The organism is Synechococcus sp. W65.1 (assembly GCF_047461615.1).
In the GTDB taxonomy this organism is placed as follows: Bacteria; Cyanobacteriota; Cyanobacteriia; order Thermostichales; family Thermostichaceae; genus Thermostichus.
The window spans coordinates 25,349-42,107 of the sequence record NZ_JANSHI010000006.1 but is presented as its reverse complement, the minus strand read 5'-3'; the positions used below and the strand labels follow the sequence as shown (position 1 = coordinate 42,107).

The 16,759-nt window shown below is 59.7% G+C and carries 15 protein-coding genes and 1 tRNA gene; 11 read left to right on the top strand and 5 right to left on the bottom strand.

Annotated elements, in window-relative coordinates; translation table 11 throughout:
• Positions 1-53: 53 nt before the first annotated feature.
• Positions 54-1,175 carry a bifunctional diaminohydroxyphosphoribosylaminopyrimidine deaminase/5-amino-6-(5-phosphoribosylamino)uracil reductase RibD gene (gene ribD / locus NW806_RS04635; RefSeq protein WP_414410253.1) on the bottom strand — a complete coding sequence of 374 codons (1,122 nt, stop codon included), beginning with the start codon at positions 1,173-1,175 and terminating at the stop codon, positions 54-56.
• 127 nt (positions 1,176-1,302) lie between these two features.
• On the opposite strand from ribD, the gene NW806_RS04630 reads away from it, so the two are divergent.
• Both NW806_RS04630 and NW806_RS04625 read left to right on the top strand, forming a co-directional pair.
• Positions 1,303-2,901 (top strand): glucose-6-phosphate isomerase, encoded by a 1,599-nt coding sequence (locus tag NW806_RS04630; protein ID WP_414410194.1) that lies wholly within the window; start codon positions 1,303-1,305, stop codon positions 2,899-2,901.
• 96 nt (positions 2,902-2,997) lie between these two features.
• On the top strand, positions 2,998-4,149 hold the full coding sequence (locus NW806_RS04625; protein WP_414396050.1) for a glucose-6-phosphate dehydrogenase assembly protein OpcA: 1,152 nt from the start codon (positions 2,998-3,000) through the stop codon (positions 4,147-4,149).
• A gap of 147 nt (positions 4,150-4,296) precedes the next feature.
• On the opposite strand, the gene psb35 is transcribed toward NW806_RS04625, so the two are convergent.
• A complete protein-coding gene (gene psb35, locus NW806_RS04620; protein WP_414396052.1) occupies positions 4,297-4,602 on the bottom strand; it encodes a photosystem II assembly protein Psb35 in 306 nt (101 codons plus the stop codon).
• 98 nt (positions 4,603-4,700) lie between these two features.
• On the bottom strand, positions 4,701-4,919 hold the full coding sequence (locus NW806_RS04615; RefSeq protein WP_414396054.1) for a chlorophyll a/b-binding protein: 219 nt from the start codon (positions 4,917-4,919) through the stop codon (positions 4,701-4,703).
• A 142-nt stretch (positions 4,920-5,061) separates the two neighbouring features.
• Here NW806_RS04615 and NW806_RS04610 point away from each other — a divergent pair, with 142 nt between their 5' ends.
• From NW806_RS04610 to tpiA, 5 genes are all read left to right on the top strand, one after another.
• Positions 5,062-6,351, top strand: coding sequence for a cysteine desulfurase (locus NW806_RS04610; RefSeq protein WP_414410193.1), 1,290 nt, complete (start codon positions 5,062-5,064; stop codon positions 6,349-6,351).
• Positions 6,352-7,467 (top strand): aldo/keto reductase, encoded by a 1,116-nt coding sequence (locus NW806_RS04605; protein ID WP_414410192.1) that lies wholly within the window; start codon positions 6,352-6,354, stop codon positions 7,465-7,467.
• A 98-nt stretch (positions 7,468-7,565) separates the two neighbouring features.
• Positions 7,566-8,243, top strand: a complete 678-nt coding sequence (locus NW806_RS04600) for a hypothetical protein (RefSeq protein WP_414396060.1) — start codon at positions 7,566-7,568, stop codon at positions 8,241-8,243.
• 3 nt (positions 8,244-8,246) lie between these two features.
• Entirely contained in the window at positions 8,247-8,966 is a 720-nt protein-coding gene (locus tag NW806_RS04595) for a hypothetical protein (RefSeq protein ID WP_414410191.1), read from the top strand.
• Between the two features lie 58 nt (positions 8,967-9,024).
• Entirely contained in the window at positions 9,025-9,789 is a 765-nt protein-coding gene (gene tpiA, locus NW806_RS04590; RefSeq protein WP_414410190.1) for a triose-phosphate isomerase, read from the top strand.
• 5 nt (positions 9,790-9,794) lie between these two features.
• On the opposite strand, the gene treY is transcribed toward tpiA, so the two are convergent.
• A complete protein-coding gene (treY, locus tag NW806_RS04585; protein ID WP_414410189.1) occupies positions 9,795-12,596 on the bottom strand; it encodes a malto-oligosyltrehalose synthase in 2,802 nt (933 codons plus the stop codon).
• A gap of 446 nt (positions 12,597-13,042) precedes the next feature.
• On the opposite strand from treY, the gene NW806_RS04580 reads away from it, so the two are divergent.
• From NW806_RS04580 to NW806_RS04570, 3 genes are all read left to right on the top strand, one after another.
• Positions 13,043-13,681: an HD domain-containing protein gene (locus NW806_RS04580; RefSeq protein ID WP_414396067.1), complete on the top strand. Its 639-nt coding sequence runs from the start codon at positions 13,043-13,045 to the stop codon at positions 13,679-13,681.
• Between the two features lie 37 nt (positions 13,682-13,718).
• Positions 13,719-14,156, top strand: a complete 438-nt coding sequence (locus NW806_RS04575; RefSeq protein WP_414405202.1) for a peroxiredoxin — start codon at positions 13,719-13,721, stop codon at positions 14,154-14,156.
• A 174-nt stretch (positions 14,157-14,330) separates the two neighbouring features.
• Entirely contained in the window at positions 14,331-14,918 is a 588-nt protein-coding gene (locus NW806_RS04570) for a D-alanyl-D-alanine carboxypeptidase family protein (protein ID WP_414410252.1), read from the top strand.
• 46 nt (positions 14,919-14,964) lie between these two features.
• Here NW806_RS04570 and NW806_RS04565 read toward each other — a convergent pair.
• Positions 14,965-15,036, bottom strand: a tRNA-Gly gene (locus tag NW806_RS04565).
• Between the two features lie 137 nt (positions 15,037-15,173).
• Between NW806_RS04565 and zds the strand changes: the two genes are divergently transcribed.
• A complete protein-coding gene (zds, locus tag NW806_RS04560) occupies positions 15,174-16,631 on the top strand; it encodes a 9,9'-di-cis-zeta-carotene desaturase (RefSeq protein ID WP_414410188.1) in 1,458 nt (485 codons plus the stop codon).
• Positions 16,632-16,759 lie beyond the last annotated feature (128 nt).

Genomic DNA, 16,759 nt, shown 5'->3' with positions numbered 1-16,759 from the left:
TAACATCGCCGCTGCTGACCTACCATGGGCAGGAGGCCAAGGGGTCCAAAGCCTCAGGAAGAAGCTAACCCTGCCTCAGCGGCCAGAGGGAAGGGAGCCAGCTTCCCGCTAATTAGCCAGTTGTCTCCCAAGGTCTGCAGTTGCGGCTCCAGCAGTTGCCAGCTCTGGTTGACCTCAGGGATCCCTTCCCCTTCTACGGGAGTTGGTGCGTTGGCCCCTCCCAGGATCTTGGGAGCGATGAAGGCGGCCACCTTCTGAATGGCCCCATCCTTGAGGGCTGCCCAGGCCAGGGTGCCGCCGCATTCCCAGAGGGCGCTCAGACAGCCTCGCTCAAAGAGAACCTGCGCTGCTCGAGCCGGGGTTACTCGATCCAGGTGCAGCAGCTCCACCCCTTGCTTGGCCAGGGCTCCCCAGAGGGGATGAGCCTCAGTGGCTTCAGTAATCACCAAAGTTGGCGCCTCCTCTACTTGCCACAGGTGGGCCACTGGGGGGAGGTTAAGGGAGCGGCTGAGAACCACCCGCAGAGGCTGGGATCCCTGAAAATCCGGCAGGCGGCAGGTGAGGCGGGGGTTGTCGTGCCAAACGGTTTGGGAGCCAACGATCACGGTGTCGTGCCAGGCCCGCTGGCGGTGAACCCACTCTCGTGCCAAGGGGTTGCTAATCCACTGGCTGTGGCCAGTGGTGGCGGCGCTCTTGCCGTCTAGGGTCATGGCGTATTTGAGCAGGCCAAAACACTGCTTTCGCACAATGGCAAAGGCAAAGCCCTCGTTGAGCTCTTGGCAGTCCTGCTCCAGCACCCCCACTGTCACCTCGACTCCTGCCTCTTGCAGGCGACGGATCCCTTTGCCGGCTACCAGCGGATTGGGGTCCTGCATCCCCACCACTACCCGCCGGATCCCAGCCGCCAGAATGGCCTCAGTGCAGGGGGGGGTGCGCCCATAGTGGTTGCAGGGCTCGAGGTTGACGTAGAGGGTGGCGCCCTTGGCCAGGGATCCCGCCTGCTGCAGAGCCAAGACCTCGGCGTGGGGCTGGCCGGCTCCCAGATGAACACCTTCCCCCACCACCTGATCCCCCCGGACAATGACGCAAGCTACCCGCGGGTTAGGGGAGGGGCGCTGTGGTGTCGAGCGGGCCAAGGAGAGGCAGCGTTCCATCCACTGCCGGTCGGCGTCCAGGCTCATGGGAGGTGTTTTCGGGGAGCACTTTAGCAGGCGGTGTTTTGGATCCTAGCTGCTTCTTGGCAGGGAGCCGGCTGCGGCACGGCTTTGGTAAGCTGGTTACGGCTTTGGCAGCAGGGATCCCATGGACAGCCTTCAACTTTGGCAGCGCTACTGCGATTGGCTCTACTACCATCCCGAGCTGGAAATTTTTGTGGATATCAGCCGCATCCGTTTTACCCCTGCCCAAGTGGAGGCCCTGCGGCCTCTCTTTGCCCGGGCTTTTGCTGAAATGCAGGCCTTAGAAGCCGGGGCCATCGCCAACCCGGACGAAGGTCGCCAGGTGGGCCACTATTGGCTGCGGGCGCCGGAGCTGGCTCCCACTGCCGAAATCCGGCAGGCAATTCAAGACTGCGTTGAACAGGTGGAGAGCTTTGCCAAAAAGATCCACGGCGGCGTGATCCCGGCAAGTGGAGGAGGGCGTTTCACCGAGCTGCTCTGGATTGGCATTGGCGGCTCGGCCCTGGGGCCGCAATTTGTGGCGGAGGCCTTGGCTCCGCTGCAGCCGCCCTTGAACATCCACTTCATCGACAATACGGATCCCGACGGGTTTGATCGGGTGCTGGGACGGCTAGCGGGCAAACTGGGACAGACCCTGGTGATTGTTGCCTCCAAATCTGGTAACACGCCCGAGTCGCGCAACGGCTTGGTGGAGGTGGCGCTGGCTTACCAGAAGGCCGGGATCCCCTTTGCCAGCCAGGCAGTAGCCGTTACCGGTCCCGGCAGCCAATTGGAGCAGCAGGCGCAGCGGGAAGGGTGGCTGGCGGTCTTCCCCATCTTCGACTGGGTGGGGGGGCGCACGTCAGAAACTTCGGCAGTAGGCCTGTTGCCGGCAGCGTTGCAGGGGATCGACATCCGGGCTTTGCTGGCCGGGGCCGCCACCATGGACGAGGCCACCCGCGTGCCCCACCTAGAGCGCAACCCCGCTGCCCTCTTGGCCATGGCTTGGTACATCGTCGGCGAGGGGCGGGGGCGCAAGGATATGGTGGTTTTACCCTACAAAGACCGCCTGGCTCTGTTTAGCCGCTACCTGCAGCAGTTGGTGATGGAATCCCTAGGCAAGTCCCACGACCTGCAGGGCAACCTGGTGGAGCAGGGCCTCACCGTCTACGGCCACAAGGGCACCACCGATCAGCACGCCTACGTGCAGCAGTTGCGGGAGGGCTTGAACAACTTCTTCGTCACCTTCATCGAGGTGCTCCAGGATCGCGAGCCCGGGATCCCTTCCCCCTTCGTAGAGCCACTGGTAACCAGCGGCGACTACCTGGATGGCCTACTGCAGGGCACCCGCCAGGCCCTCTACGAAAACGGGCGCGACTCCATCACGGTGACGCTGCCGCGGGTGGATGCCCGCTCCGTGGGGGCCCTGATTGCCCTCTACGAACGGGCAGTGGGCCTCTACGCCTCCTTGATCCAGGTCAACGCCTATCACCAGCCGGGGGTGGAAGCCGGCAAGAAAGCGGCTAGCGCCGTCCTGCAGCTCCAGCGTCAGGTGCTGGAGGTGATGCAAGAGCAAAAGGGATCCCTGACCCTAACCCAGTTGGCGGAGAAGCTGGGCTGCCCGGAGCGCATCGAAACGCTGTACTGGATTGTGCGGCATCTACACGCCAATGGCCGCGGTTTGGTGCTTGTGGGGGATCCTGGCCGACCCTTGGAGCTGAGCATCCAGCCGTGCCCGGCCTGAGGGTTTACCTGAAGATCTGTACCTTACCTTAAACCCCTCCTGCGCAGCCGGCCTGTCTGCCTAGAATCGAGCAAGAGCCCACTGCAGGAGGAGACGATGGATCAACCTGCTGCCGTCCTGCCTTTGCAAGCCCCAAAAGACGTCTCCCTTGAGGAAATCGAGCAGGAGCTAAACAAAATCTGGTCCTCCAAGGAAGAGAGCGTTGCCGCCCGGGCTGCCACCTTTACCCTGGTGGTGTATGAGTCGCTAGACGATGCCCTGCTGCTGCCTTCCCCCACCGTCGAGGCCATTGCTAGCCAAAACCCCTGCCGCGTCATTGACCTGCGGGCCAAACGGGAGGGAGCCACAGACGACACCCTCGAGGCCCAGGTAGCTGCCTACTGTCCGGTGACGCGCGAACAGCGCAGCTCGCTGGTGTGTTGCGAATACATCACCCTGAAGGCACCGGAATCGGCTCTTGTGCGGGCTTGCAGCACCGTTGCCTCGCTGTTGATCCCCAACTTGCCCACCTTCCTGTGGTGGCAAGGCAACCTGGACTTGAACAGCTTGCTGTTTCAGAAGTTGGTGGCTCTAAGCAGCCGCGTCATCGTCGACTCGCGGGGCTTTGTCAATCCCGAGGAAGACTTGCAGGAGATGAATCTTCTCGTCAGCGAGGGACACCACTGCGGGGATCTCAACTGGCGCCGGCTGCTGCCCTGGCAGGAACTCACTGCCCAAGCCTTCGACCCGCCAGAGCGGCGGGAGTCTTTGTACTGGATAGATCAGGTAACCATTGACTACAAAGCCGGCAACCCCTGCCAGGCCCTCCTTTTCCTGAGCTGGCTGGCCAGCCGTCTGGGGTGGACGCCCACCGAGCGAGCGCAGAGCCGGGAACAGGACTATGAGATTGACCTCATCCGCTTCCAAACTCAAGCTGGAGGTGAGGTGAAGGCAGAGTTGGCCGCCGTACCCCTGGTCTCGGAGACTAGCCAGCCGGGGGACCTCATTGGGCTGCGCCTCACCTCGAGCAACCAGGAAGCCAACGCCTGCACCGTGCTTTGTTCGGAAACCACCGGCTGCATGCGCATGGAAGCCAGGGGAGGTGCCCAGAGATGCGTGGTTCGCCAGGTGGCACCCCTGGAGCAGGATTCCTTGGAAACGCTGCTGGCTGCCGAGTTGCAGCGGCCTGGCCCTGACTATCTTTACGAAGAAACCCTAGGCGTGGCGGCCCAGATCCTCAAGTTGAGCAAAAGCGCAGCAACGGGGTAGAGTCTTGAGCCTGCTGGAAGAAAATCGGTCTTGGGGAGACGGATCCCGTTTTATGTTCAAGCTCTACCCAACCCACCGCTTGGCCAACGAAAGCCTTGGCTGCTCAGGACGTCCCAAGAGACCTGCTCAAGAAATCCGGGCCGGCTGTTAGCGCAGGCCTAGGACAAAGGCCAGCACACTGTGGCCTACTAGTGCTTCCACTGCGATGCTAATGGCAAACCCCAGCATGGCCAGCCGCCCGTTCCAGCGCTCAGCTTGCTCCGTCCAGCCAATTTCCCATGCCGGTGGAGCTTCGCCCTCTTGCCCATACTGCGGCACGTAGGGTGGACGAACAGCACCCTCCCAGCCTGCAGGGCGCTTGGAGTTAAAGAACGCTATCGAACCCAGGGCAACGGCAGCCACTAGGCCTGTTACCATCACAGCAATGTAGGGGAGGAAGGGGTTGTCAAGCATTGCTGTCTAGTGTCGAAGTGCTAAGCCAACAAGCTGGCGGGAGAAGAACTGGGATCCTAGCGGCCCGCCGCCGCTTTCTCCAGCTTGCCTTGCCAGAGCTACCGCAGTCCCAGCCACTGGGCAAGGGTGCTGGCGAAAACACTGTGGCCCACTAGCGCCTCGGTGGCGATGCTGATGACAAAACCCACCATAGCCAGGCGGCCATTCCAGCGCTCCGCCTGCTCCGTCCAGCCCGGGATCCAGTCGTTGGTGGTGTCGTAGTACTTAGCTACGGAAGCAGAATCCAGGCGAGAAGGGATCCGGGGAGAGGGTTGCATGGTTAATACCTCATAACCTTTCTCAAAGAAAATTAACATCAAATTACAGTTTGTGACAACTCTCTTCTGCCGGCAAGGGAGAGTTTTCGGGGTGGATCCTAGAGCGATGCCATACTGAGGGAGATAGGCTTCTGCGCAGACTATGGCGGTATCCCCTCTTTCTTCCCCCAAGTTGGGCCAGGCTTTTGATGCCGCTGCCGACCTAGCTGCCCAGGTGCGGCCGGATTTTCCAATCCTGCAGCGCCAAATCAACGGCCAGCCGCTCATCTACTTCGACAATGCGGCCACTTCCCAGAAGCCGCTGGCGGTTTTGCAGGCAATGGACCTCTACTATCGGCACAGCAACGCCAACGTGCACCGGGGGGTGCATACCCTGGGCAACGAAGCCACAGAGGCTTATGAGGGGGCGCGGGAGAAGATTGCCCGCTTGGTCAATGCGCCCTCCCCGCAGGAGATCATCTACACCCGCAACGCCAGCGAGGCCATTAACTTGGTGGCCTACAGCTGGGGCATGAGCACCCTAGAGCGGGGAGACGAGATCATCCTGTCGGTGATGGAGCACCACAGCAATTTGATCCCGTGGCAATTCGTGGCTCAGAAGACAGGGGCCTGCCTTAGGTTTATCCAGATCACGCCCGAAGGCGAGCTGGATCTGGAGCACTACCGCTCTCTGCTGGGCAATCGCACCCGCCTAGTGGCGGTAGCTCACGTCTCCAACATGCTGGGATCCATCAACCCGGTTCGGGAGGTGATTGAGTTAGCCCATCGCTACGGGGCTAGGGTGTTGCTGGATGCCTGTCAGAGTGTGCCCCACATGCCTGTGGATGTGCAGGCCCTGGATTGCGATTGGCTGGCCTTTTCTGGGCACAAGATGTGCGGCCCCACTGGGATTGGGGTGCTCTACGGCAAGCGGGAGCTGCTGCGGGCCATGCCGCCCTTTTTGGGTGGGGGCGAGATGATTGCTGAGGTGTACTGGGATCACGCCACCTACGCCGATATCCCCCACAAGTTTGAGGCGGGCACGCCGGCCATTGCCCAAGCGGTGGGTTTGGGGGCAGCCGTAGACTACTTGAGCCAGATTGGGCTAGAGCGCGTGCATGCCCATGAGCAAAAGTTAACCGCTCGCCTCCTGGAGGGGCTCCAGCGCATTCCAGGCCTGAAGATCTATGGCCCCAAGGATCCGGCGTGCCGGGCAGGACTGGTCAGCTTTTCGGCGGAGGGCATCCACCCCCACGACCTGTCTACGCTGCTGGATGAGCAGGGGATCGCCATCCGGGCTGGCCACCACTGCACCCAGCCGCTGCACCGCCACTTGCAGGTGCAATCGACAGCGCGGGCCAGCGTCTACCTCTACAACACCCTGGCCGAGGTGGATCGCTTCCTCGAGGTGCTGGCGGAGGCAGTGGCGTTTTTCAGGGAGGCCTTGGGCTAGATGCTCTACCGCCGCTTTGGGCGCACCCAGCAGCTCATGTCGGCTTTTTCCCTGGGCAGCATGCGGCTGGTCAACGTGCCGCCGGAGCAGGCCCAGGCCACGGTGGCAGCGGCGCTGGAGGCAGGGATCAACCACCTGGAAACGGCCCAGGCCTACGGCCATGCGGAGGTGCTCTTGGGGGAGATCCTGCAGAAGCTGGCAGTGCCGCGGCAGCGCCTGATCCTGACCACCAAGCTTACGCCCGGCGAGAGGCTGCGGGAACGGCTGGAGGGATCCCTGCGGCGGCTGCAGGTGGAGTATCTGGATCAGTTTGCCTTCCACGGCATCAACCTGCCCGAACACCTGGAGTGGGTACTGCGGGAAGGGTTGCCGCTGCTCAGGCAGGCGCAGCAGGAGGGCCTGGTGCGCTACATCGGCTTTTCCACCCATGGATCCCTGAAGCTAATCCTAGAGGCCATCCAGACCGGCCAGTTTGACTTTGTTAATTTGCACTACCACTTTTTCCAGCAGCGCAATGCACCGGCCCTAGAGGCGGCGGCCCAGCAGGATATGGGGGTGTTCATCATCTCCCCCGCCGACAAGGGGGGAATGCTCTACCGCCCACCCCAGCGCCTACAGGAGAGCTGTGCGCCCTTTAGCCCCTTGGAGTTTGCCTACCGCTTTTTGCTGGCGGATCCCCGCATCCACACCCTCAGCCTAGGCATCACCCATCCTGACGAGTTACAAACAGCCCTGGTGGCCCTGCAGGATCCGGAGCGCTGGTGGACGGAGGGCCTAGCGGTGCAGGAGCGGCTGCGCCAAGCAGAAGAGGAGCGCCTGGGGTCCAGCCGCTGTGCCCAGTGCTATGCCTGCCTACCCTGTCCAGAAGGGATCCACATCCCAGAGGTGCTGCGGCTGCGCAACTTGGCCATTGCCCACGAGATGACGGAGTTTGCCCAGTATCGCTACAACATGTTTGGCCAGGCGGGGCACTGGTTCCCGGGAGTACCTGCTGACCGCTGCACCGAGTGCGGCGACTGTCTGCCTCGCTGTCCCGAGCACCTGCCGATCCCAGACTTGTTGGCTGAAACCCACCGCCTTTTGCACCGCTCTCCCATTCGGCGGCTGTGGGAGTGAAGAAAATGGGCCACCTGCTGTCTGACTCCGGAAACTTGCCCCAGAGCCTCTCTGCCTCATTCTAAGATGGGGTCTGGTTCTTTCGAGGATCCCGGGGCATGTTGTTGGAGCTTACCCCAGAAGAGTGCGAGTCGGTGATCCCGCTAGTGCCTACGCGGCTCCAGTACGCCGCTTACTGGAGCGATGCCCTCAACAGCGTAGGCCGGATCATTACGGCGATTTTGGTGGGCGTAGCGCTGCTGGTGCTGTCTCGCGCTTTTGGCGAGGGATCCTTCCTGGGGGCAGTCTCCTTTCTAGCAGGGTTTCTCTCGCTGCTCTACCCCTTCCTGTGGGGGCCCCTCTACACCATCTCCCGCCGGCAGATGGCTTTTCGCGAGATCCCTTACGGAGGGCTCTTCTTTGGCCAGGTCTTGAGTACCCGCCGCTACGAGGTGGTGGTGGAAGAGCGGAAAAAGCTGGATGAGGACGGGGAGCTCTACATCGAGGAGGTGCGAGAGCGCCAGTTTGAGATGGAAATTGGCGATGAAACAGGGGTTACTTACCGCGTGCGGGCTAGGGATGATCCCCGCTACCGGCGAATTGTTAAGAAACAATCGGTGTTGGCGTTGGTGAAAGCCTATTCGCGCGATCTGCGGCGCCGGCCGACCTTGAGCGAAGTCTACGTGGTCAAGCTAGGGGAATGGGTAGGGGATGTTTCCTATTTGGATCGGGAGGCGTTTCTGCAGTTGGCCGATGAGCTGCTGGCGCTCGAGCTAGGCCCGGAGGCAAAAGCCTAAGCGATGTCGGAAGCTGGAATCACCCGCGCGGCTTGGATCGTGGCGGCCTTGGTGGTGTCGGCGGCTCTGGGGCCGTGGCTAGCTCTGCCTTTGGCTGGGATGGTGGCCTTGGGGATTGTCGAACAGGTGGCCTTCGGGGGGCGGCTGTCGGGGTTGCTGGGCGCGCTTCTGGATTGGGCTTCTCCAGCCTATCGGCAGCGGGTCATCCGCCACGAGGCGGGACACATTTTGGTGGCCCACCTGCTGGGGATCCCCTTGCGCGGCTACGTGCTCAGCCCTTGGCAAGCCTTTCGACGAGGGATCCCGGGCTACGGCGGAGTGGAGCTGGATCCGGCCCCCATGCACACCTGGGAAGCCCAGGGGGGCCTCTCCTGGGCAGATCTGGAGCGCTACGGCCTGTTTTGGATGGCAGGGGCTGCCGCAGAGTCTCTGCACTATGGCCAAGTGGTGGGAGATGAGGAGGATAGGCAACAGTTGGCTAAGCTCCTGTCAGGGATCCGGGCTGCCCCGCCTTTGGCCTCTGCTGCTCAAGTGAGGGTTCAAATGAACCGCTTCTTGCGCCAGAGCCGGGCATTGTTGCAAGCCCACCCTGAAGCCTATGCCGTTGCCGTCCAGCACCTGGAGCGGGGCTCCCCTTTGCAAGACTGCCTAGCTGCTATAGCAGCCAGCTTGGAAGAGCGCCGCCAGCAAGCTCCTCCGCCCTCTTTTGGAACCGCTTGCTGATACACTCGAAATCGGGATTCCCCGTTGGGATCGTTGTGTCGCTTAGGGAGGATCTATCTTGCGTCCCATCCTCATCGCGGGCAACTGGAAAATGCACAAAACCCAAGTGGAGGCCCGCCAGTTTCTCCGCGAGTTTGGCCCAGCCCTGCAAGCGTCGTCTTCAGGGGTGATGCCGCAGCGGCAGATCATCCTGTGCGTGCCCTTTACAGACCTGGCCGTGGTGGCAGAAGAAACGCGGGGATCCGGCATGGCTGTGGGAGCGCAAAACCTGCATTGGGAGGATCAAGGGGCGTTTACGGGAGAGATCTCCGGCCCCATGCTGGTAGAGCTGGGGGTGCGCTATGTCATCGTTGGCCACAGCGAGCGACGGCAATACTTTGGCGAAACGGATGAAACCGTCAACCGGCGCTTGGCGGCGGCCCAGCGGCATGGGCTCACCCCTATCCTCTGTGTGGGGGAAAGCTTGCAGCAGCGGGAACAGGGGCTAACCGAGTCTTGGATTGTGGGACAGTTGGATCGCGCCTTGACAGGGATCAATCTGCAAAACCTTGTGATTGCCTACGAGCCCATCTGGGCCATTGGCACGGGAAAAACCTGTGCAGCCGCTGAGGCCAACCGCGTCATTGGCCTTATTCGCCAGCATCTGGGCGCTGACCATCTACCCATCCTCTACGGTGGCTCGGTCAAAGCCAGCAATATCGACGAGCTGATGGCCCAGCCGCAGATTGATGGCGTACTGGTGGGGGGTGCTAGCCTCGATCCCCAAGAGTTTGCCCGCATTGTCAACTTCCAGGCCCTGACTCCTGCGGCAGCGGCTCCCTAGGCTCCTCAGCGAGATTGCCCCCATAGCAGAGCCACGGGGAAAGACTTGAGGACGGCCCCCACGGGCAAGCTGTCGCCACCAGGGATCTCTTCCTGGGTTAAGCCATTCACCCAGTCCAGCCGCTTCCAGCGCGGCAGTTGAATTTCCGTATCTTTCCAAACCGATTCCCCCAGGGGATCTTGAGTTTCATCAATTAAGGAAGTTAAAAAGCGGGGCGCCACCACCAGCACGACTTGTTTATCGTGCTGACGGGCAAAGGCTATGACGTGGTTGGCATAGGAGCCGCTCACCTGTAGAGGAATATAACTGCCTTCCAGAAACAGCTGCGGCTGTTCCTGACGGGCCTTGAGCACCAGGTGGATGAGAAACAGCTTAATGCGGCCATCGTGGCGGTGGAGCAGAAGATCTTGGATAAGTTGCAGGGGATCCTGCTTGATCCGCCGCTGGATTTCTTCGAGGTAAGCTAGGCGACGGGAAAAGTCCACAGGTCGGCGATTGTCGGGATCCACCATGCTGAGATCCCACAGCTCCGTGCCCTGATAGATATCCGGGATCCCAGGGCTGGTGAGCTTCAGCAGAGTTTGAGAGAGAGAGTTAAAGATGCCAAAGTGGGCAATTTTGCGCTGAAAGGGCAGGAAAGACTCCAAGAAGGGGCTTGAGGGCTGCAGGATTTGATCGATGAAAGCAAGGGTAGCTTCTTCGTATTCGGTATCGGGGCGAAGCCAGGCAGTATGGACTTTAGCTTCCCGAACTGCTTTGATGGCGTAGTCTTTAACTCGCTGGACAAAGGTCGGAACTTCCTCTGGTTGAAAAGGATAGGAGCCGATCAAAGTCTGATAGAGAAAATACTCGTCGTTGCGATCTGGCAGCTCCGAACGCTTGGCTTGCTTGCGGTAAACTTTATAGCCAACATTGAGCTCGTGCCAAAGGTTAATATGTCTCTCCCACTCGGCGGGTATTTCGGAGAGTACGTTCAGGCGGGCCCGCACATCCTCGCCACGCTTGGTGTCGTGGGTGGAAGAGGCATTTAGGGTCAAAGGCCACTGGGCTGCTCGTTCTTGGTTAAAGCGATGGAACTCCTGGATAGAAATGCCAAAACGACACAGATCGCTGCCTACCTCGTTTAGGGATAGCAGCCTATTGTAAACGTAGAAGGCCGTGTCCTCTACCCCTTTGGCCATGAGAGGGCCGGCCAACTGTTGCAGCCGCATGGCAAAGTAGATTTGCTCGTTCTTCTCCTCCTCCGAGATGTTTTCGGGGAACTCAAGACAGAGAAAGCGCTGTAGGAAATTCAGCTCGTTGACTAAGATGGGCAGGTTCTCCTTAGCTTTCTCTACAGCCTGGCGGATAGCCTGCTGACCTTCTGGGCTGAGAACCCCTTCATGGATGTAGACTCGGTAAACTGGGAAACACACCAAAACCTCTGCCAGAGCTCGGCGCAAGCTGTAGAGAGTAAAGTCGTTGGCATAGCGGTGATGGCTGGTAATTCGCTTAAGCAAAAAGGCAAGGTTGTCCATGTCCCCCGCTAGGTTGCGCTCAATAATTAGGCGTTTTTTGTCTTCGATTACCTGTTCGGGAGACTGCCTTAGATCGGTAAAGTTCTGATATAGCCTTTCAAACGCCTCCTCGTTCTCAGAGCAGCAAAAGAGGCCGTTCAGCTTAGCCAGGAAGTCATAACCTGTTGTGCCCTGTACCGGCCACTGAGGAGGCAGCTTCTCGTCAGGCCCCAGTATTTTTTCTACAACGATGTAGAGATCTGGACAGCGCTCACGGAGGCGATGGAGATATTCCTCCGGGTTAAATAGGCCATCAATATGGTCAATGCGCAAGCCCGTAAAGCGCCCTTGCTCTGCAAGCTTAAAGATGAGCTGGTGCGTTTTGCGAAAGACCTCCCGGTCTTCTACCCGCAGCGAGATCAAGTCATTGATGGTAAAGAAGCGACGGTAGTTGATCTCTTCAGCACCTACCTTCCAGAAGGAAAGGCGGAAGTTTTGCCGGGCCAAGAGACTGTCCAGCAAGTCAAAGCTTGAGGGATCTCCTGGCTTGCCATTAAAGATGGCAATGTTCTCATCAAAAAAGCTTTGAATATGCGGGCTGGAGGTATAAAGCTCCCACAGAGAGTGCTTAGCAAAATTGATTTGGTCAGTACGCTCTAGGAGGTCTTCTTTGCTAGGAATGAACTTGAGGCTGAAGAGAATTCCCAGTAGCTTGACGTAGTCAGGATGGCTGCGTCCTAGTTTTCGCCTCAGCTTGCCTAAGTTGTAAGTAAAAACATCGGCGTAGGTGTCGATATTGAGAGGAAACCTCAAGTTGAAGTAGTTAATGCTAAGGCCATCGGCATCGTAACGAAGCTGGATTTGTCCGGACTCTAAGCATTTGTTGTAGAAATCTCCCAGAAAGGGTGCCAAAATTCTGCCCTTGATGCCAAGGTAGGAGTGATCCCAGTCAACATCGAAGTAATCGATAAAGTCTGAGTTGGGGCCGCTTTCCAGCACATCCATTAGCATTCGATTTTGGCCGTCATAGGCCATGTGATTGGGAACAATGTCTTGGATCCAGCCAATTCCCTGCTGGTGGAGAGTTTCCCATAGAACTTCAAATTTTTCGATTCCTCCCAGTTCGCAGTTGATCTGGGTGGGATCCACCACGTCGTAGCCGTGGGTACTGCCTTTGCGAGCCTGAAAGATGGGAGAGGCGTACAGATCGCTAACACCCAGCAACTTTAGGTAGGGGACGATTTGCCGTGCTGCCTCGAAGTCAAAACCGGCGTGAAACTGGATGCGATAGGTGCAAGTCGGGATCCGCATGGTGACCTCTAACTAGAAAGGGTTTTTCCAGGTTGACATACTCCCTGCAGCTGCAGCTGGCTTCTAGGCAGCAGCTAGCAGAGCCTTGGAGCTGCCAATGAGTCCCGAGCTTGTCTCTAAGCCGTCATGGCCTTCTGACGGTAGCATGCTGTCCCATTTTCAGGCTCTACCCGACACAACCTCAGCCAGCGCCGTTTGCAGCTGCAAGGCCAATTGGGAGGGGAGGCTATCTTGCCTCCAAAACAGAGCTGCTGCTGAGCGGCAATGGGGATTTCCTGCCAGTCCTCAAGTAGAGGTGGCCGCCTACCAGCCAAATCACTCCGAGCTCCTTCGCCTAGCAGTACACTTGGCAGGGGGCTGGGATCTGAACCTCTGAGGTTCCGACCAGGTGCTAACGATCCCCGCCCCATCTCCTCAACTTACCAACCCCGACTAGAGAGAGACCGATGTCCACCCACTTGACGCCGCGGTTTGCCGAGGCCATGCGCTACGCCTACCGATGGCACGCTGCTCAAACCCGCAAGGGAACCAGGATCCCTTACCTCAGCCACCTGTTGGCCGTAGCCTCCATTGCCCTAGAGTACGGTGCCGATGAGGATGAGGCCATTGCTGCTTTGCTCCACGACAGCCTGGAAGATGGCCCCCGCTACAGCGGCGAGCCACGGGCCCAGATTGAACAGCAACTGCGGGAGCGCTTTGGAGAACGAGTGCTGCAGATCATCTTAGGGTGTACGGATACTGAAAGCGATAGCTCCCGGGGCGAGCCCAAAGAAAACTGGAAGGAGCGGAAAACGGCCTACCTGAAGCATTTGGAAACCGCAGACGCTTCGGTTCTGCTGGTGGCTGCCGCTGACAAGCTGCACAACGCCCGCTGCCTCCTACGGGACTTTCGCCAGCTAGGGGATCAGCTTTGGGAGCGCTTCTCCGGCGGTAAGGAGGGATCCCTATGGTACTACCGCTCGCTGGCGGAGATCCTGGGACGACGGCTACCTTCGGGGTTAGCTGCGGAGCTCCAGGAAGTGGTGGCCGAGTTGCAACGGACAGCCGAGCCGAATCCGGCGCTTGACAGGGAGGAGGGGGGCTGAAGAAAATGCTGAGGGCAGTCCTATAGGTCACCCGTCTATGGTTCTTGCGGTCGGTACCCCTGCTCCTGGCTTTAACACCGTCGACGCCCACGGCAACCCGGTTTCCCTAGCCGATTTTGCTGGGAAAACGGTGATTCTTTACTTTTACCCCAAAGATGACACCCCTGGCTGCACCAAAGAGGCCTGCGGCTTCCGTGACGCCTACGCGGACTATCAGAGCAAAGACTTGGTGGTGCTGGGGGTAAGCATGGACGACCAAGCTTCCCACAAGAAGTTTGCCGAAAAGTACAACTTGCCCTTCCCTCTCTTGGTGGATAGCGACGGCGCAATTGCCCGCGCCTACGATGTGGACGGAGGCGGCTATGCCAAGCGAGTAACCTACGTCATTGATGGTGAGGGCAAAATTGCTAAGGTCTACCAAAACATTAATACGGAAACTCACGCCCGCGATATCTTGGCGGACTTGGGCCGGTGAGGAGGCTGAACCTGAGGGCTTGCCTCCCAGCCTTTGGGTATGAACGACGACATTCCAGTTGCGCGTCGCTACCCTCCCCCTCCAGCAAAAGCGCAAGGCTCCTCAGGTCCTTGGAGGCTGGGCTTAAGGCTAGCTCTAGCCTTGCTTACGCTGCTGCTCTCAACGATGTGGGCAGTGGGCAGGTTGCCAGGATCAAAGGAAAGAAGAGAACCCCTGGCGCAAGAGCTCTCTGTTTCTCAGCAAGGAGAGGGCAGGCCCTCTCTGCTGGGCCACTATGCCTATGCTGAAGCTCCGCCAGAGACCCTCCAGGTAGTGGGCTATTACCACGGGCGCGAGGTGCGCCTGCGCCACGCCGCTGCCGAGAGCTACCGGCGAATGAGCGCAGCGGCTCTAGCCGACGGGATCCGCCTTGTCCCCATCTCTGGGTTTCGCTCGATAGCGGAGCAGGAGGCTTTGTTTTTTCAAGTAGCCCAAGCGCGGGCTCTGCGGCCAGGAGAACGGGCTGCAGTCAGCGCTCCCCCGGGATATAGCGAGCATCACACCGGCTACGCTATCGACATTGGGGATGCCCAGTTTCCGCAGTGGGATCTCCAGGAGGCTTTTGAAAAGACTCCTGCCTTCCGCTGGCTGGAGAAGAACGCTGCTCGTTTTGGCTTTGAGCTGTCCTTTCCCCGCGGCAACCCCCAAGGAGTAAGCTACGAGCCCTGGCACTGGCGCTTTGTGGGCGACCGCCACAGCCTAGAGACCTTCTACAAGCGATAGGCAATCCCCCCTTCCCTTGGAAGAGAAGCCAAGGGAGTGCCAAGAAAGCGGATGACGCGATTCGAACGCGCGACCTTCTCGTTGGCAACGAGAAGCTCTACCACTGAGCTACATCCGCACTAGCTAGTAGTGTATCGTGACAAACTTTGCCGCTGTCTGTCAAGGGGGGAAGTGGGCGGCATTTTGTTCCAGAATGGGAGCAGTTCATCTTTCTTTGCAGTTGCGTCAGCCCCTAGCGGGGCCTAGGAAATCGCGATGCGGGTAGCCATTATTGGAGCAGGGTTGGCCGGCTTGGCAACGGGGGTTTACTTGGCTGAGGCGGGCCATGAAGTGCGGATCTACGAGGCGCGGCCCTTTGCCGGCGGCAAGGTGGGATCCTGGCAGGATGCCGAGGGCAACCACATTGAGATGGGATTGCACGTTTTTTTCTGCAACTACAGCAACCTGTTTGCCCTAATGAAAAAGGTGGGGGCCTACGAGAATCTGCTGCCCAAGCAGCACGTCCACACTTTTGTCAACCGCGGCGGGCGGGTGGCCAGCCTCGATTTTCGCTTTCCCCTAGGAGCGCCCTTCAACGGCCTCAAAGCTTTTTTTACCACCAACCAGCTCTCCTGGGCCGATAAACTGCGCAACGCCTTGGCGCTAGGCACTAGCCCCTTGATTCGCGGCCTGCTGGACTACGAAGGGGCAATGCAACAGATTCGCGCTTTGGATCGGGTAAGCTTTGCCGAGTGGTTCCGCCAGCACGGCGGGTCTGAGGGTAGCCTGAAGCGGATGTGGAACCCCATTGCCTATGCCCTGGGCTTCATCGACACGGAGCAGATTTCTGCTCGCTGCATGCTGACCATCTTTCAGATGTTTGCCAGCAAAACAGACGCCTCTAAGCTCAATTTCCTCAAGGGATCCCCGGACAATTACCTTACCCAGCCCATCGTCCGCTACCTACAAGCCCACGGCGGTCAGGTTCATACCCGGCGGGGGGTCAGCCGCATTGAAGTCAGCGACTCCCCCCCCTACGCGGTAACCGGCCTGGTTTTGGCCAACGGCGAGCGCGTGGAGGCGGATGTGTATGTGTGTGCAACGGCGGTAGAAGGGGCAAAACGCCTGATCCCCCAGGTGTGGCGGCAGTGGCCCCAGTTCGACAACCTCTACAAGCTGGACTCAGTGCCAGTTGCCACGGTGCAGTTGCGCTTCGACGGCTGGGTGACGGAGCTCAACCCCCAGGGCCGGGCCAAACGCGCCGCCGACTATCCCCAGCCGCTTGGCATTGACAACCTCCTCTACACTGCCGATGCCGATTTCTCCTGCTTTGCCGATCTCGCCCTCACCAGCCCTGCTGACTACTACAAACCCGGCCAGGGATCCCTGCTGCAATGCGTGCTTACGCCCGGGGATCCCTTTATCTCCATGTCCAACGAGGCCATTGCCCAGCACGTGCTGCACCAAGTGCATGAGCTCTTTCCCTCCTCGCGGCAACTGAACCTGACCTGGTACAGCGTGGTCAAGCTGGCCCACTCCCTCTACCGCGAGGCGCCGGGCATGGAGCCCTATCGGCCGCCGCAGAAAACTCCCGTGCCCAACTTCTTCCTTGCCGGCAGCTACACCGCCCAGGACTACATCGACAGCATGGAAGGAGCCACCCTCTCTGGCCAGTTGGCTGCCCAGGCCATCCTGGCCGCCTGCCGGGATCCCCAGCCGTCGCCGCCAGCCTAGCGGGCCTTCGCTGCCCAGCAGAACAGCGGCAAAGGGGGGCTCTCCCTGCCTCTGGCCTCAGCCAGTTGGCTCTGGCAAGCCGGATCCTTTTCCCCTACCATCTAGGCTGGGAAAATGGGTTGGGGACA

Bases quoted from the DNA above. Each gene is read 5' to 3' on its own strand.
- NW806_RS04630 (WP_414410194.1), top strand. From the start codon at position 1,303: ATGGACAGCCTTCAACTTTGGCAGCGCTACTGCGATTGGCTCTACTAC.
- NW806_RS04625 (WP_414396050.1), top strand. From the start codon at position 2,998: ATGGATCAACCTGCTGCCGTCCTGCCTTTGCAAGCCCCAAAAGACGTC.
- psb35 (WP_414396052.1), bottom strand. From the start codon at position 4,602: ATGCTTGACAACCCCTTCCTCCCCTACATTGCTGTGATGGTAACAGGC.
- NW806_RS04615 (WP_414396054.1), bottom strand. From the start codon at position 4,919: ATGCAACCCTCTCCCCGGATCCCTTCTCGCCTGGATTCTGCTTCCGTA.
- NW806_RS04610 (WP_414410193.1), top strand. From the start codon at position 5,062: ATGGCGGTATCCCCTCTTTCTTCCCCCAAGTTGGGCCAGGCTTTTGAT.
- NW806_RS04605 (WP_414410192.1), top strand. From the start codon at position 6,352: ATGCTCTACCGCCGCTTTGGGCGCACCCAGCAGCTCATGTCGGCTTTT.
- NW806_RS04600 (WP_414396060.1), top strand. From the start codon at position 7,566: ATGTTGTTGGAGCTTACCCCAGAAGAGTGCGAGTCGGTGATCCCGCTA.
- NW806_RS04595 (WP_414410191.1), top strand. From the start codon at position 8,247: ATGTCGGAAGCTGGAATCACCCGCGCGGCTTGGATCGTGGCGGCCTTG.
- treY (WP_414410189.1), bottom strand. From the start codon at position 12,596: ATGCGGATCCCGACTTGCACCTATCGCATCCAGTTTCACGCCGGTTTT.
- NW806_RS04580 (WP_414396067.1), top strand. From the start codon at position 13,043: ATGTCCACCCACTTGACGCCGCGGTTTGCCGAGGCCATGCGCTACGCC.
- NW806_RS04575 (WP_414405202.1), top strand. From the start codon at position 13,719: ATGGTTCTTGCGGTCGGTACCCCTGCTCCTGGCTTTAACACCGTCGAC.
- zds (WP_414410188.1), top strand. From the start codon at position 15,174: ATGCGGGTAGCCATTATTGGAGCAGGGTTGGCCGGCTTGGCAACGGGG.